At 43.3% G+C, this 15,320-nt stretch carries 12 protein-coding genes; 8 read left to right on the plus strand and 4 right to left on the minus strand.

Going from position 1 to position 15,320, the window contains the following annotated elements:
- Positions 1-12 precede the first annotated feature (12 nt).
- Together ACE1CD_RS15970 and ACE1CD_RS15975 are read right to left on the minus strand one after the other, a co-directional pair.
- Entirely contained in the window at positions 13-360 is a 348-nt protein-coding gene (locus ACE1CD_RS15970) for a hypothetical protein (protein ID WP_374825439.1), read from the minus strand.
- A 108-nt stretch (positions 361-468) separates the two neighbouring features.
- Positions 469-576, minus strand: a complete 108-nt coding sequence (locus tag ACE1CD_RS15975; protein ID WP_374794360.1) for a helix-turn-helix domain-containing protein — start codon at positions 574-576, stop codon at positions 469-471.
- A gap of 349 nt (positions 577-925) precedes the next feature.
- Between ACE1CD_RS15975 and ACE1CD_RS15980 the strand changes: the two genes are divergently transcribed.
- Positions 926-1,774, plus strand: a complete 849-nt coding sequence (locus tag ACE1CD_RS15980; protein WP_374825441.1) for an AAA family ATPase — start codon at positions 926-928, stop codon at positions 1,772-1,774.
- Between the two features lie 114 nt (positions 1,775-1,888).
- Here ACE1CD_RS15980 and ACE1CD_RS15985 read toward each other — a convergent pair whose 3' ends face one another.
- Entirely contained in the window at positions 1,889-3,211 is a 1,323-nt protein-coding gene (locus ACE1CD_RS15985; protein WP_374825443.1) for an AAA-like domain-containing protein, read from the minus strand.
- Positions 3,212-4,158: 947 nt separating this feature from the next.
- Here ACE1CD_RS15985 and ACE1CD_RS15990 point away from each other — a divergent pair.
- Both ACE1CD_RS15990 and ACE1CD_RS15995 read left to right on the plus strand, forming a co-directional pair.
- Positions 4,159-5,694, plus strand: a complete 1,536-nt coding sequence (locus ACE1CD_RS15990) for a sensor histidine kinase (RefSeq protein ID WP_374825445.1) — start codon at positions 4,159-4,161, stop codon at positions 5,692-5,694.
- Positions 5,695-5,713: 19 nt separating this feature from the next.
- Positions 5,714-10,015 (plus strand): MHYT domain-containing protein, encoded by a 4,302-nt coding sequence (locus tag ACE1CD_RS15995; protein ID WP_374825447.1) that lies wholly within the window; start codon positions 5,714-5,716, stop codon positions 10,013-10,015.
- 290 nt (positions 10,016-10,305) lie between these two features.
- On the opposite strand, the gene ACE1CD_RS16000 is transcribed toward ACE1CD_RS15995, so the two are convergent.
- Complete coding sequence (locus ACE1CD_RS16000) at positions 10,306-10,788, minus strand: Hsp20/alpha crystallin family protein (RefSeq protein WP_374794318.1); 483 nt, start codon at positions 10,786-10,788, stop codon at positions 10,306-10,308.
- Positions 10,789-11,172: 384 nt separating this feature from the next.
- Here ACE1CD_RS16000 and ACE1CD_RS16005 point away from each other — a divergent pair, with 384 nt between their 5' ends.
- The 5 genes from ACE1CD_RS16005 to ACE1CD_RS16025 all read left to right on the plus strand — a co-directional run bounded on the left by ACE1CD_RS16005 (position 11,173) and on the right by ACE1CD_RS16025 (position 15,300).
- Positions 11,173-12,189, plus strand: a complete 1,017-nt coding sequence (locus tag ACE1CD_RS16005; RefSeq protein WP_374825449.1) for a threo-3-hydroxy-L-aspartate ammonia-lyase — start codon at positions 11,173-11,175, stop codon at positions 12,187-12,189.
- Entirely contained in the window at positions 12,182-13,048 is an 867-nt protein-coding gene (locus tag ACE1CD_RS16010) for a class I SAM-dependent DNA methyltransferase (protein ID WP_374825451.1), read from the plus strand. Before ACE1CD_RS16005 ends, ACE1CD_RS16010 begins: the two co-directional genes overlap by 8 nt.
- Positions 13,049-13,072: 24 nt before the next feature.
- Positions 13,073-13,996 carry an ABC transporter ATP-binding protein gene (locus ACE1CD_RS16015; protein WP_374825453.1) on the plus strand — a complete coding sequence of 308 codons (924 nt, stop codon included), beginning with the start codon at positions 13,073-13,075 and terminating at the stop codon, positions 13,994-13,996.
- Complete coding sequence (locus ACE1CD_RS16020; protein ID WP_374825455.1) at positions 13,986-14,768, plus strand: ABC transporter permease; 783 nt, start codon at positions 13,986-13,988, stop codon at positions 14,766-14,768. Before ACE1CD_RS16015 ends, ACE1CD_RS16020 begins: the two co-directional genes overlap by 11 nt.
- Before the next feature lie 70 nt (positions 14,769-14,838).
- Positions 14,839-15,300: a protein tyrosine phosphatase family protein gene (locus tag ACE1CD_RS16025; protein ID WP_374794323.1), complete on the plus strand. Its 462-nt coding sequence runs from the start codon at positions 14,839-14,841 to the stop codon at positions 15,298-15,300.
- Positions 15,301-15,320 lie beyond the last annotated feature (20 nt).

Consider the following 15,320-nt stretch of genomic DNA (forward strand, 5'->3'; position numbering starts at 1 on the left):
AACGATACCCCCTTAACTTAATAATTCCCGATTCTGAGATAATTCTGCCAACTGCACAATGCGAAGAAACTCAAAGTTTTGTGCGCCAAATAAAACAATATCGGGCAGCAGCGATCGCGCTCCCATAATTAATGCTGGATTCGTGATAATTTCTAATTTCCAGTTCGCGCCATAGGCTGCGATCGACACAGTTTCTTTTAGTAATGAGGTTTCATTCCCCGCACTGACACCGTAAATTAATTTATTGTCCTGATAGGTTCCGATCCGATCGCCTTCCGGCGAGCGCAGAATGATGTCAAATAGTGTTGGAATTGGAAATACACCGACAATAAACCGATCGAAGCGATCTCTGACAAACAAAGGTATAACCCTTTCTCACCGTCTGTAACAACAATTTATAAATGGTTTTTTGAATGCGGGCAGAAGTGCATTGAGTGGTGAACCTCCAAGCCTTTTATTTGTTTCTTTCTAAACTTCAATAGATTTGTTCAAGGCATAGTTACACAAATCGGCAGAGCCAAACATCTGAGCTAATAGTATTTGTTGCTCTCCTGATGGGTATAGACGAACTTGTATGCCTTTCTATAACACTCGATATCACCTCCTGGATTTAGAGATCATATCACAATATACAATTTGAGATAAAGTCCCCTACGGAAATATTTGGGGATTCCTCATCGACCGCTTGCCCTTTCAAACCGCCCTTTTGAAGCGGTTAGAGATCGATCGGCCATTCCCCGTCTTATATCCCATCACTGATGGGGACTACTGAATTGACTGGCAGGCTGACGGCGAATTAGTTAATGTGCTTTTAATAATGCTTAAACTTATTGGCCTTTGTGATTGTTTTAAGGGGTATATTTTTTTTCACCAAAACTAACCAAAGTTCTGATAAATTTACATCATAGGAAGTAGAATCAACATAATGCTGTTCTTTCAAGACGAGCTTGTTTCCGTGGAACTAGCTCCTGGTATTGGCATCGGGTTTTCAGTTTCTCAAGGGTGGCTCCCACTGGTGGAGCGTCCGTTTTTGATTTTGGTAGGGCTGACTGGTGTTGGCAAAAGTACGGTCACTGCTGCGTTATCCCATGCAGGACTAGAGTTTAGCTTGCTCCCGAATCGGCGCACTTTAACCGATCGGTTTATTATTCCGACGATCGTCAAGATGGATGAAAAAGGGGGGAATCCCTCGTGTCGCTTATCGCGGCTCTACTATACCCGTCGATACAAACAGCTATTTCCGGCAGGAATGGTACATATTTTAAGCCAATTGCAGATCGATCCTTTGGAAATTCATTTCCCACTCATATTTGATGGATTGCGGGGTGAAAATGAGGTTACTTATGCAACAAAAATGCTTCCCCTAGCGCAATTTGTGTTTTTGGATGCTCCTGAATATGTGAGATTGCAACGCCTTTTAATTCGTAATGATTCTTTCGATCGCGTTGCCAAATCGAGTCAAGCAGGACATCATTCTGAAGTAAGCCAAAGTAGCAGTTTTGCAGATTTGGGAGTGCCAGAAGCCACAGCTTTCTTTTCAGATCGAGAAACAGCAGAAATTTTAGAGCGGGTACGTCAGGGAGTATACTCGGTATCTGCTGTGCGCGATCGCTTAAAGATTGTAGTTGAGGAACGACGAAGCTACGATCCATCTGCAACAAGAGTAGCACTAGAAAAATTAGCCCCCGATCGAACTCTGGTAATCGATACAACTCGTTATTCTCCCGAACTGATTGCGCGAAAAGTTATGCAGTTCCTTGACCCGGAAGCTTAAGCTTGGAAACGCACGATAATCGATGAGTTAACAATTGCGATCGCTCACATCTTCAAACACAATTCAAGCCGATTGCAATTAGATATTGTAGTGCAACCGCCCAAGGTATCCCTTTTAACCCAGGTTTTGCGAACTAAAATACTGGCGGTATAATTCGCAACTGAAACTACACTCATTGCCATCGAGTTGTACTAGCCCCATGCTATCTAACTTATAGGCGAGTATCGGTTCTAATTGTACTTTGCCTTGGGCGACGACCACTTGTTTGAGTGCTGCCAACAGTTCTGGATGCTCTTGCAAAATTGCCCACAGGCTCCGTAAGTGGTCTTTATAAATTCCACCTATTGTGGGAGCTTCTTGGAGCAGTCGGTCTAAGGTCAAATTTCCCTGAGCCATTTGATAGAGAGCGAGCCGCACTAAATAGGGATGTCCTCCCACCATTGCGAGGAGTCGATCGGCTTCTGGGCCATCTGTCCAATTCAGTCCGTGCAGTCGCGCCAAAGCGATTACTTGCGCTTTTGTAAAATCAGGTAATTCCAGTGGCAATCCTATATTAAAAGGTGATTGGGAAAGTTTTAAGGGAACATAAATTTCTGTGGAGTGTAGCACGATTAACCGCAGTTTTTTGAGGCTGTCAATCCGCTTGGATTCTTCGTACCAACTTCGCAGCAGGGGCAAAAATTCTTGAGCTATTTTAGGATACTCAAAAAGCGCATTCACTTCATTTAAAGCTAACACTAAAGGGCTGTCTGTTTCTTTGAGCAGATACGCTTGGAAATAGATAGTGCAGCTCACTTTGCTACCCATATCTTCATCCCAATAATCGTCTAATAAAGATTTTAGTTGTAGCTGTCGGCTGACGTTGGCGCAAAACCAACGCAGAAATTTATCCAGGTTCTCAAAAACAGCTTCTTCTGCTTGCTGAAAGTCCAAAGTGACGCTGCGGTAGCCAGTCGAAACGGCTCGCTCTAATATCCGCAGCATCAGGGAGCTTTTACCCATTTTTCTAGGGGCTTTGATCCGAATAATGCTTCCCGGTTTGACAATTTCTTGATAAGCAAGTTCTTCAATCGGTGGGCGCTCGATGTAAAATGGGGAAGCGATCGGCACTGGGCCACTGGGAAATTCCAAGGGTGTTGCCAGAGCTTGCTTGCAGCTGAATTCTGCGATTAACTGTTGCTCATCCGCTGACAGGGAGCGGGACTCTAGAGTTGAGCGGAAGTTGGCTTTGGTAATGGTTGTGTTAAAAATTCCTGACAGCAATTGCCACAAGGAGGACGCTGTGTTTCTCAGGTAATGCTCCCCATAGTGAGAGGCAGATGCTATCTTAGAATATGTTTCTCCTTGCCAGACTTCGCGGAGTACCATTTCCTGTACGGGATTTAATTCCTTTTGGAATTTAGCGCGGATTAATTCTATTACTTCGTCTATTGTCATAACGTACCATCGCCATATAAAATAAACTTATCTGACTCCTCGCTTGAATTGTAAATTGCAATTGTAAGCAGGTAATTTATGAATTATTAATTGTCAATTAATCTTACTGTGTTATTTATTTACCAAATTTCTCTTTTTCTGTAAATAGTCAATTTTTGGATGTATCAATTCAAAAGCCTATCGACTTAAGGCGGGACGCTCTTTATGTTATATTGGTGTCCTTTGTTTCAGCAAACATTCGTATTTTGAGTTTCGTCAGCACACGATAAATTATAAAGGGTAGGGTGACTGTCAATCGCTTCACCTTGATAAAATTTATTTTCATTCTTTTTTTGCTGTCAAAAAAATTGTCGCCGTACATTCAGCGAGTCCGGACAGTTTTCACAGAGCTATCCCTGCTGCCAAGATGGGCCCGATCATCCATCGGCGTGTCACCTTAAATGTCACATATCATAGGCTCGGACACTGTTAAAAATGTGACAATCTAGATTCAGTAAATCAATCTTTTTTAAGATAAACTTATTTAAATGTATTAAGCAAACAGAACTGTTGGGCTTGCTTTAGAAAAATCAGGGGGAAAAAGCGGAACATTTATTTACTTGAGAAGGTCTATATGCGATCGAAATTAAGAATTGTTACTTTTTTTACCAAAATTCTGCCAGCTTTATTTTTTCTGGAGCGCAGCAGCACTCCCAGAAAAATCAAAAAAATCTTTCTTTAGAGTGACGATCTCGCCAGGGTAAACTCCACAATGCAAATAAGCTAGCATTACAGTCGGCAAATGTATATTTATAACAGAGCGATCGTCTGCCTCCTGTCAAGGTACAATTAAACTGTATCTTAAGATATAGAAACTTTCGTCAAATTAAAATTTGAACAAACCTAGCTTTTTTAGGAAACCATCAATAATAAAGTAAATTTTTGCCAACCAGGGAGGATAATTTATCGTGACAGAAAATCTCCATCAATTTTTTTCAGGGCAATTTTTTTCAGGGTACTTTATTCCGCACGGACACTGCTACTTATGGAAGCCTGGATTGGTGGGATTGCATATAGTTTCAGATTCTCTGATTGCCTTAGCTTACTTTTTAATTCCAATCGAACTAATTTACATAATAAAAAAGCGGAAAGACGTGCCGTTTGATTGGATTTTCTTTTTGTTCGGTTCTTTCATTATCTGCTGCGGCATCACCCACATTATGGAAATTTGGACGCTGTGGCATCCCGATTATTGGTGGTCGGGTTTTCTGAAAGCAATGACAGCTGGTGTTTCCATAACTACAGCAGCTGTAATGATAGAACTGATCCCGAAAATTATAGCTATACCCAATCCGGCGCAACTGACAGCAGCAAATGCGGCTTTACAAAACGAAATTGCCGAACGCAAACAAATTCAAAATGCACTCAGCCAACTAACAATTGAGTTAGAAAAGCGGGTGCGCGAAAGAACCGCAGCATTAGAGCGAGCAAATGAACTTTTGCAACAGGAAAATTGCGATCGCTCCTTGGCAGAAGCGGCTTTGCGACAATCGGAAGCCAAACTTCGCAGCCAAGCGCAAGAGTTAGAAAAAACCCTAGAAGAACTTAAATGCACCCAAATTCAACTCGTGCAAACCGAAAAAATGTCTTCTTTGGGGCAAATGGTAGCCGGAGTAGCTCACGAAATTAACAATCCCATCAACTTTATTTATGCCAATATTGCTCCGACGAGTGAATATATTCGAGATATTTTAGAAACAGTTAAACTTTATCAAAAGCATTATCCTCAGCCAGTGGGCGAGATTCAGCAAAAAATTAACGCGAGCGAACTAGATTTTATAGTAGAAGACTTGGTGAAAATTTTAGCGTCTATTAAAGTGGGAGCAGAGCGAATCAAAAAAATTGTCAATTCTTTGCGCTGCTTTTCCCGCCTAGACGAAGCGGAAATGAAACGAGTAAATATCCATGATGGGATTGACAGCACTTTAATGATTTTGCAACATCGTTTGAAAGAACAGCCCCACCGTCCGGCGATCCAAACGATAAAAGAGTATGGGGATTTGCCGCCGCTCGAATGTTATGCAGGGCAGCTAAATCAAGTGTTTATGAATATTCTGAGTAATGCGATCGATGCGATCGAAGAGCGGGAAAAATACAACGTTACCAGGGTGCAAGGTTACCACCCTAAAATACACATTCGCACCGTTTTAGTCGAACATAAATGGGTGGAAATTCACATTGCCGATAACGGCATGGGTATGAGTCCGGAAGTGATGGCTAAAATCTACGATCCGTTCTATACTACCAAACCCATAGGTTACGGAACCGGACTGGGTTTGGCGATTTCTTATCAGATTATCAAAAAACACCAAGGTTTCTTGCAATGTTACTCTGAGTTCGGGAAAGGCACCGAGTTTGTGATTAAAATTCCTCTCAAGTCAAAAGTAAGATCGGAAATAAGCTGTTTTGAAAAAGTGTTAGTAAGTGAAGGAGTCCCAGTTTAAGTTTGTCAAGTATTTTTTTATGGACATAATTCCTGGCAGTTACGACCCGATTTTAGTAACCCTCTCATTTACGATCGCAGCGATCGCCTCCTACACAGCACTAGATTTAGCGGGGCGAGTGACGCCTGCATCATCGCCGCGATCGCGACTGGCTTGGATACTGGGTGGCGCGATCGCAATGGGAACGGGGATATGGTCGATGCACTTCATCGCCATGTTAGCCTTCCAGCTACCTATCCCAGTCAACTACGACGTGCCGCTAACCTTCCTTTCTTGGTTGGATGGAATTGTGGCATCGGGATTGGCATTGCTGTTATTCAGCCGCCCCGAACTGAATCTATCGGTGCTGCTGGGGGGTAGCACGGCGATGGGACTGGCGATCGCCTCAATGCACTACCTGGGTATGGCAGGGCTGAGAGTGCCGGTGGCGATACACTACCGCCCCCACCTCGTCGCCCTGTCAGTGGCGGTGGCGATCGGCGCATCCAGTACTGCCTTGTGGTTGGCTTTTCAATTTCGCAATGCAAGTAAACCTAACCCCGCAACCTTCTTGCCTACGAGAGAAGGAGAAACATTCCCGTCTACCGTTCTAGGGAAGGTAGGCTGGGGGTCGAGGTCGATCCCGTTGCTGAAACTATCCAGCGCCTTCGTCATGGGTATTGCCATCAGCGGAATGCACTACACCGGAATGTGGGCGACTTGCTTTTTACAAATGCCGGATTGGGAAGAAATCCCAATCGAAAGATCTGATAATTCTTGGTTAGCAATTCAGATTGGAGTTGGCACCCTGATCGTCTTAGTTGGAACGTTAGTCACCTCACTGTTCGATCGCCGATATACAGCTCAATTAGTTAGGCAAGTAGCATTGCAAGAAAGCGAAAAACGCTTTCGATCGCTGATCGAGACTATGCCAGTAGGAGTGCTGCTGCTGGATGGGGATGGCCAAATTATTTTAATTAACGAAGTGGGGAGAGAATTGCTGGGTATTTGCCCATGCGAAATCCCGGTAAAAAGTGCTTTTGACCTCAATTGGCAGCTACTCGATGAAAAAGGTAATGTCGTTTGCCAACAGAGCCATCCTTTAAAGCAAGCGATCGTGCAGCGTCAGCCCGTGCATAACCTCGTCATCGGCGCATTTCGTCCTGCCAAACAAGATACGCTTTGGTTGCTGCTGAATGTCGATCCGCAATTGAGCGATGATGGCAACATCGAGCGCGTGGTTTGTACATTTAGCAATATTAGCGATCGCAAGTTAGCAGAAGAAGCCTTGCAACAGAGCAAGCATTTTATTGAGCGGATTACCCAGGCTTCTCCAAATGTTTTATATATTTACGATCTAATCGAGCGCCGCACTGTTTATAGCAATCGCCAAATTGCTACCTTGCTCGGCTATACCCCAGCACAAGTTCCAGAAATGGGAGGGGCGTTTTTCCGCAGTATTATTCATCCTGAAGATTTACCAAAAATGGCCGCGCATTTCCAACAATATGAAACGGCGACGGATGGCGATATTTTCCAGTTGGAATATCGGGTGAGAGATACCAAAGGAGAATGGCGGTATATTCTCACGAGAGAGAGCGTATTCGCCAGAAACCCTGATGGTAAGGTGAAACAGGCGATCGGCTCGGCGACTGACATTACCGATCGCAAGCAAGCGGAAATTGCCCTGGAGCAACAACTGAAAAGGGAGCGCCTAGTCAGTGCGATCCAAGAGCGGATTCGTTCCTCTCTCAACTTGGAGGAAGTGCTGACAACGGCAGTCGAAGAAGTGCGGCAGTTTTTGTCAACAGATCGGACAATTATTTATCAATTTTATCCCGATTGGGGTGGCTCGGTCGTTGTCGAGTCGGTGGGGGAAGGGTGGACGCCGATGAAGGGCATCGATATTGAAGATAATTGCTTCCGGGAAAACTACGCTATTCTTTATCAGCAAGGTCGCATTCGGGCGATCGAAAATATTTACGCAGGTGATTTAAGCGAGTGCCACGTTAATTTACTCTCGCAATTTGCGGTAAAAGCTAACTTGGTAGTTCCCATTTCGTATAATGAAAAGTTATGGGGATTGCTGGTTGTCCATCACTGTAGCAGCCCTCGTCAGTGGCTCGCTTCGGAAATAGAATCTCTCAAACAAATTTCCGTGCAACTGGCGATCGCGATTCAGCAATCTACCCTATTTGAACAAGCCAAAACTGAAATTGCAGAGCGCAGAAAAGCAGAAGTAGCTGTCAGAGAAAGTGCGGAACGGGAAAAAGCGATCGCCCAAGTAATTCAAAGAATGCGGCAAACCTTGGATATGGAAACCATATTTACCGCTACTACCCAAGAATTGCGGCAGGTAATCAAGTGCGATCGCGTCCTAGTTTATTGTTTCCAACCCGACTGGAGCGGCGAATTGGTCGCCGAGTCAGTTGGGCCGGGATGGATGTCCGTAATGCAGTCACAAGCTAGTAACCCCAGCTTGACAGCCGTTTCTACAGAACACGATCGCTGCGTTGTGAAATCATTTGAAAGCGGAAATAGTGTCATATTTCAAGATACTTATCTGCAAGAAACTAAAGGTGGCCTTTACAGTAAAGGGAGAAACTACCTAGCTGTAGAAGACATTTACAACGCTGGATTTAACGATTGTTATATTAACTTATTAGAGCAATTTCAAGCCAAAGCATACATCATAGTTCCCATCTTTTCCGGCAAAAAACTTTGGGGATTGCTGGCAATTTATCAAAACTCTGGCCATCGCCACTGGCAAGAAGCAGAAATTAAAATCGCCATTCAAATTGGCAATCAGTTAGGAGTTGCATTGCAGCAAGCCGAATTACTAGAGCGAACTAAAAAGCAATCGGAAGCGTTACAAAAAGCAGCATTGGCAGCAGATACAGCCAACCGTGCCAAAAGCGAATTTCTAGCTTCGATGAGCCACGAACTGCGTACCCCTCTCAATGCTATTCTCGGCTTTTCCCAAATGATAGCTGGCGATGCTTCCCTCAAAACCGAGCAACAAGAATATCTGGGAATTATCAATCGCGCTGGCGAACACCTGCTGTCCCTAATTAATGACATTCTCGAAATGTCCAAAATAGAGGCAGGTCGCACCACTTTAAATGAAAGCAGCTTTGATTTAATTGGTTTGCTGGATAGCGTTGAAGATATGTTTCGATTAAAAGCTAAATCTAACGGATTGCAGCTAATTTTCGAGAGAGTTACAGACCTACCTCAATTTATCAAAACAGATGAAGGAAAATTGCGCCAAGTTTTGATTAACATCCTGGGGAACGCCATCAAGTTTACAGAAAAAGGTAGGGTAACGGTGCGCGTGAGAGTTGATGGTTCATCGCCATCAACAACGAACGACGAACGATCGAGAATGAAGGATGCTCGACTTTATTTTGAAATAGAAGACACCGGTTCCGGCATTTGTCCGACTGAGATGAACAAGTTATTTGAAGCCTTTGGGCAAACAGAAACAGGTATAAAATCAGGACAAGGAACCGGATTGGGTTTGCCGATTAGCCGAAAATTCGTGCAATTGATGGGCGGAGATATTAGAGTCAGTAGCAAATTGGGGTTAGGAAGTATATTTACATTCGATATCAAAATCAGCTTTGCCGATCGTACTGAGATTAAAACGGATCGCAGTAACTACAAAGTAATTGGTTTAGCGCCTAACCAAGTAGAATATCGCATTTTAGTCGTAGACGATCGCCCGGAAAGCCGCCTTTTGTTAGCCAGATTATTCACCTCGATCGGCTTTCAAGTCCAAGAAGCCGAAAATGGGCTAGAGGCGATCTCCCTGTGGGAAAGTTGGGAACCGCACCTAATTTTGATGGATATGAGAATGCCGATCGTCAATGGCTATCAAGCTACCAAACACATTAAAAGCTCTTTGCGAGGTCAAGAAACTGCGATCGTTGCCTTGAGTGCCAGCGCCTTTGAAGAAGACCAAAAAATGGCCTTCGATTCCGGTTGTGACGATTTTCTGAGCAAGCCATTTCAACAAGAGGAATTGCTAGGAAAAATTAGGAAACATTTAGGTGTCCAATATATCTGTGCGGAATCATCCGCAGACGCGAGCAAACTAGCTGCCGATCGAGATGATTCGGTAACCACTTTTCAGTTAACATCTGAAAGTTTCAAGAAAATTCCAACTGAGTTGGTCGCACAAATACAGCAAGCCGCAGTTCAATGCAGCGATGATATAATTTTGAATTTAGTTAAGCAAATTCCGCCAGAAAATGCTTCCATAGCGCAGGCTCTTACAGACTTAGCGAGCAACTACGAATTCGAGATTATTCAAGAATTGACAAAACTAGGGGTTAAATAGGAAAGTCAAAAGTCAAAAGTTAAAAGTCAAAAATTTTCCTCTTCCCTAGCCACTAGATAATCAGATCTTATTTAACTGTAAGTTGTGTTGGGCAAGGGCGATAAATTGAGTATGGCAACCAATAATTAAATTGCCGTGCCTAACGCACCATCCCCCAAATTCGTAACACAAATCAACATTTTACCCCATCAATCGGAAAGAGCCGAAAAAGCCACCCAAGTTGTCAGATTAATCGCAACTTGAGTGGCTTTACTCAACTATTCAGAGATTACTTTGTCGCTCGAATCGGCTTACTTAGCTTCAGATGGTTCTGTTTCTACATTAGCAGCAGTTTCAGTCTCAGCTAAATTCACCTTCACTACGCGATTTTTAGCTGCTGCTGTCTTAGGCAGAGTTAGCATCAGAATACCGTTGCTAAAATTAGCTTCCACCTTATCGTTTTCTACCGTCACAGGCAAAGCAACTACGCGCTCAAATTTACCGTAACGGAACTCAGAACGGAAGAAACCATTATTTTCCGATTGATTTTCGTAGCGGTGTTCCCCACGAAGAACAACAGCATCGCGAGTAACGCTGACATCCAAATCTTTAGCTTCAATACCAGGCAGTTCAGCTTTTAAGGTCAAATTGTCGCCGTTGTCTTGCAACTCAACTGCTGGTGTCCAAATGCTGTTTTGGGATGGAGAAAATCCAATCATTTCGTCAAATATTTTATCCAATTGACTGTGGATAGTAGAAATTTCAATGTAAGGATTCCATCTAAGAAGAGCCATAACTCTATTTCCTCGCTTTTGTTTGAGATTTGCTGTAGCTTTTGTTCAAGCACATCTTTATGATGCCTAAGATAATCAGTGATGGCGATGAGGAAAACCGAAAAATAAATAGAAGTAAACCGTATTTTTTAGGAAATTTATGATTGGGCAATCAGTCAAGGTAATGGGAGTGAAGAAAACCCTACATACCAAGTAGTAACAACCGCACATAATGGTATAATTCTGGAGAAACCCAATGTTACTTTTTGTGGTGATAGAAACTTATGTAATCGTAGGGCGGGTTAGGCACGGGCGCTCTAAAAGTCAAAAGTCCTCTACCCTCTTGCGTCTGATTAAATGAGAGTCGATCGCAAACAATCCTTGGCTTTATTTTTGGTAATTTTTATGACGCAAAATCAATCAAACACATCCTCTTCCAAAAGTTTACCTGTCTCCTATACAGACGTAGAAGCTGCTGCCAAAAGATTAGCAGGTATAGCTCATCGCACTCCCGTTATCACTTCAACTACGGTTAACGAACTAACAGGCTGTCAGGTATTTTTTAAATGCGAAAATTTTCAACGCACGGGTTCGTTTAAATTTCGAGGAGCCTATAACGCACTGGTACAATTGTCGGAGGAACAAAAGCGGCAGGGTGTTTTAACATATTCTTCCGGCAATCACGCACAAGCAGTAGCTCTGGCTGGCAAACTACTCGCAATTCCCGCTACTATTGTAATGCCGGAGAATGCTCCAGATGTGAAAATTGCGGCCACTCGCGGTTATGGTGCGGAAGTTATTCTTTACAATCCTAACGAAACCACAAGGGAAGAACTGGGTAAAAGGATAGCAAGCGATCGCAATTTAACCCTGATTCCTCCTTACGACCATCCTCATGTAGTCGCGGGACAAGGTACAGCAGCGCTGGAACTAATTTCAGAAGTGGGTCAGTTGGATTTACTCTTAGTTTGTTGTGGCGGTGGAGGTTTGCTTTCCGGTTCTGCGATCGCTACCAAGATGCGATCGCCAAACTGTCGCGTCATTGGCGTAGAACCAGAAAAAGCTGATGATGCCACTCGTTCTTTCCACACCAAAGTATTGCATAAAGTTCGCAATCCCGATACGATCGCCGACGGTGTTCGCACCCCTTGTCTTGGTGAGATTACCTTTCCATTAGTGTTGCATTATGTTGATGACATGGTAACTGTATCTGAAGCAGCAATTATTCGCACCATGTTTTTCTTGTGGGAACGTTTAAAGATTGTTGTCGAACCTACAGGTGCGCTAGCTGCTGCTGCTTTATTAGAAGGTGCAGTTACGGCATCTGATGCCAAAATCGGGGTAATTATTACTGGTGGCAATGTTTCCCTCACTCATTTGCCCTTGCTATATAATAAAATGAGTAAATTTAACGGTGAGTAACGAAGTGAGCAACGAATTAGAAAATCAGATAATCTCAAATATTGACGATTTAAAAAGTCAACCAGAGGGGGAAAGCATTATCAAGCTTTCCGATCGCGAGTCTATCCATTATGATGGCAGACATTACGATCTAATCTACGATAATTTTTACCCATTCTCTAACTTAGCCAAGATAGACATTCCTTTTTGGACTGACATGGTTAGTCAGTATGGCGAACCTGTCTTAGAACTATGTTGCGGTACGGGGAGAATCGCTTTTCCGTTAGCGGCAAAAGGTTTGCAAGTAACGGGAATTGATATTTCGGACTCTATGCTGGGGGAAGCTAGAAAGAAATCTGACCGAGTAGAATGGATAAAAGCTGATGTCCGCGATTTCGATTTGGGCAAGCAGTTTTCGTTAATTATATTTTCCTTAAACTCAATCTACCATCTCTTAAGGATAGAAGATTTGGAATCCTGTTTTAATTGCGTGAAAAAACATTTAAAACCAGACGGAAAATTTATTATAGATATGCTTAATTATTATACGAAACAGACTATAGAGGCGATGTGGTCTCCATTGCCCACCCTATATTCTGTATATCCCGATCCAGATGGAAGAGGAACAATGGTGGTAACTGTTGTTAACGAGTTGGATGTGAGCGCACAAATCGCCAAGAGTAAGTTATTTTTCCGATTAATAGAACAGAAAAAGGAATTTGTGGAAGAAACAAAACTGCGGCTTTATCACCCGAACGAGATGGGGAACTTGCTTAAGTACAATGGATTTACAGTAGAAACTAAGTTGGGAGGTTACGATAAGGCAGCTTTCACATCAGGATCGCCAAATTATATAGCAATCTGTAAATTAGGGCAGTGAGGATAATTAACATCCAGGTAATTTATGGAATCGATCGCATTAGTAGCAAACGACCTGTGGAAATTTTACGGCACTCGCCCAGTCGTGCAAAACGTCAATTTTACGCTTAACCCAGGAGAAATTCTCGGAGTTTTAGGGCCGAATGGAGCTGGAAAAACCACAACGGTGGGGATGCTTTACGGAGGGGTGATTCCCAGTCGAGGATTTGTGCAGTTGGGAGACTGGCAAGTACACCTTCAGGGTCGGCAAGCTCGCTATTTCATGGGAATTGTAACTCAAGAAGATAATTTAGATCCGGAATTCACAGTTAAAGAGAATTTGATTCACTTTGCCCATCATTATCGCATCACGGGTAAAGCGGCGCGGCATCAGGTCGGAGAATTACTCGATCGACTGGGATTGCAAGATTATGCAAATTATAAAATTGATGAACTTTCTGGAGGATGGAAGCGGCGAGTAGTTTTAGCGCGTGCGATAATTAATAAACCTCATGTAGTGTTTTTAGACGAACCGACTACGGGGTTAGACCCAGATGCAAGGCAAGAATTTTGGAAATTGGTGAGTCAATTGAAACAAAATGGCTGTGCAGTTTTATTGACTACTCATTATATGGACGAAGCGCAACGATTGTGCGATCGTCTCCTGCTGCTTCAGGAAGGTCAAGTAATTGATTCTGGCACTCCCACCGAACTAATTTCGCGCATAGTAGGTCAAGAAATTGTCGAAATTGAAGGCGTTGCCGAATCAATCCTGCAACAACTTGCAAAACAAACAGGAACTTGGTGTCGTCCTTTCAGTAGCGGATATTTGTTGACCTTACCGCCTGAAAATCCCAATCTGTTGTGGGAGGAACTCGTCGCCAAACAGCCAACCTCGCTCACGCGGCGACGAGCTAATTTAGAAGATGTCTTTTTACGCCTAACTGGTAGGTCTTTAAATGAAGTTTAAATCGAGCATCACACTTTGGGGAATCTATTCAGTTTGGCATCGCCACGCTAAAGTTTATCAAAAGACTTGGCTGGTTAACTGTCTTCCTCCTATGTTAGAACCGATCGTTTACTTGCTAGCTTTTGGTTATGGCTTAACGCCGCTACTGGGAGACGTTACTTATGCGGGTAAAACTGTCGATTACATGACGTTTATTGCACCGGGAATGATTGCGATCGGAGTGATTTTCCAGTCCTATTCTGAAGGAGCTTTCGGCAGCTTTGTTCGTTTGAATTTCCAAAAAACTTGGCAAGCGTTGCTAACAGCACCGCTGACTTTTGCAGAAGTGTTCTGCGGCGACTGGCTTTGGGCGGCGACTCGCGGCGCAATTACCGGAGTTGTGACGGGTATCGTAGAAGTTTTATTGGGGTTTTTCTCTGGCTGGAATTTGTTATTATCTTTACCGTTAATTTGCCTGGGCAGTCTGCTCTTTGCGGCGATGGGACTGCTCACAGCTGGTGTCATGCGAACGATCGATCACATAAACGTGCCAATTTACTTATTAATTGTACCAATGTACACTATCTGCGGCACCTTTTTTCCCCGCGAAACTCTACCACCTTTATTGAGTAAAGTGGCTAGTTTTCTTCCTCTTTCTCCGTTGGTAGATTTGTTGCGTTGGGAGTTAGCAATCCCGCAGTATTGGTTAATACAATTGCTATGGATGGTGCTGTTAACTGGAGTTTTTACGTGGATGGCTTGGAGGCAGATTTATCCTCAGCTATTCCGCTAGAGAACCTTAATAGTAAATATTACTGGTGGCAATATTTCGATCGCTCATTTGCCGACCAAAGGAGAACAGAATGTCTGAGAACCAAATTGAAAGCATTTACAACTTTTTCAAAGTGTCGGCAAAAGTGGCAACGGCGGGACAGCCGACCGAAGCGCAGTTAGGTGTTATTAAAGATGCTGGATATCAAGTTATAGTGAATTTAGCCTTAGCCGAATCACCCAAAGCCTTGCCAAACGAGCAAGCACTTGTTGAAAATTTGGGAATGGAATACGTACACATCCCAGTAGTTTGGGAAAATCCTACTGTTGAGGATATCAGTCAATTTTTTAGCGTCATGCAAGCGAATGCGAACAAATCGGTGTTTGTTCACTGCGCTGCCAATATGAGAGTTTCATCTTTTATCTATTTATACAGATTGCTTCATGAAGGGGTAGATGAAGAAACTGCCAAAAATGATTTACATAGAATTTGGGTTCCCAATCAGAAATGGCAGGCATTTATTGAGCAGGTAATCGATCGATATCAGCGGTGAAAGTTTGAGCGATCGCACAA

Origin of the sequence: Aerosakkonema sp. BLCC-F183 (assembly GCF_041929145.1) — a bacterium.
GTDB lineage: Bacteria > Cyanobacteriota > Cyanobacteriia > Cyanobacteriales > Aerosakkonemataceae > Aerosakkonema.

Excerpts from the sequence above, each read along its gene's own strand:
- ACE1CD_RS15995 (WP_374825447.1), top strand. The coding sequence starts at position 5,714 with ATGGACATAATTCCTGGCAGTTACGACCCGATTTTAGTAACCCTCTCA.
- ACE1CD_RS16015 (WP_374825453.1), top strand. The coding sequence starts at position 13,073 with ATGGAATCGATCGCATTAGTAGCAAACGACCTGTGGAAATTTTACGGC.
- ACE1CD_RS15985 (WP_374825443.1), bottom strand. The coding sequence starts at position 3,211 with ATGACAATAGACGAAGTAATAGAATTAATCCGCGCTAAATTCCAAAAG.
- ACE1CD_RS16020 (WP_374825455.1), top strand. The coding sequence starts at position 13,986 with ATGAAGTTTAAATCGAGCATCACACTTTGGGGAATCTATTCAGTTTGG.
- ACE1CD_RS16025 (WP_374794323.1), top strand. The coding sequence starts at position 14,839 with ATGTCTGAGAACCAAATTGAAAGCATTTACAACTTTTTCAAAGTGTCG.
- ACE1CD_RS16005 (WP_374825449.1), top strand. The coding sequence starts at position 11,173 with ATGACGCAAAATCAATCAAACACATCCTCTTCCAAAAGTTTACCTGTC.
- ACE1CD_RS15980 (WP_374825441.1), top strand. The coding sequence starts at position 926 with ATGCTGTTCTTTCAAGACGAGCTTGTTTCCGTGGAACTAGCTCCTGGT.
- ACE1CD_RS16000 (WP_374794318.1), bottom strand. The coding sequence starts at position 10,788 with ATGGCTCTTCTTAGATGGAATCCTTACATTGAAATTTCTACTATCCAC.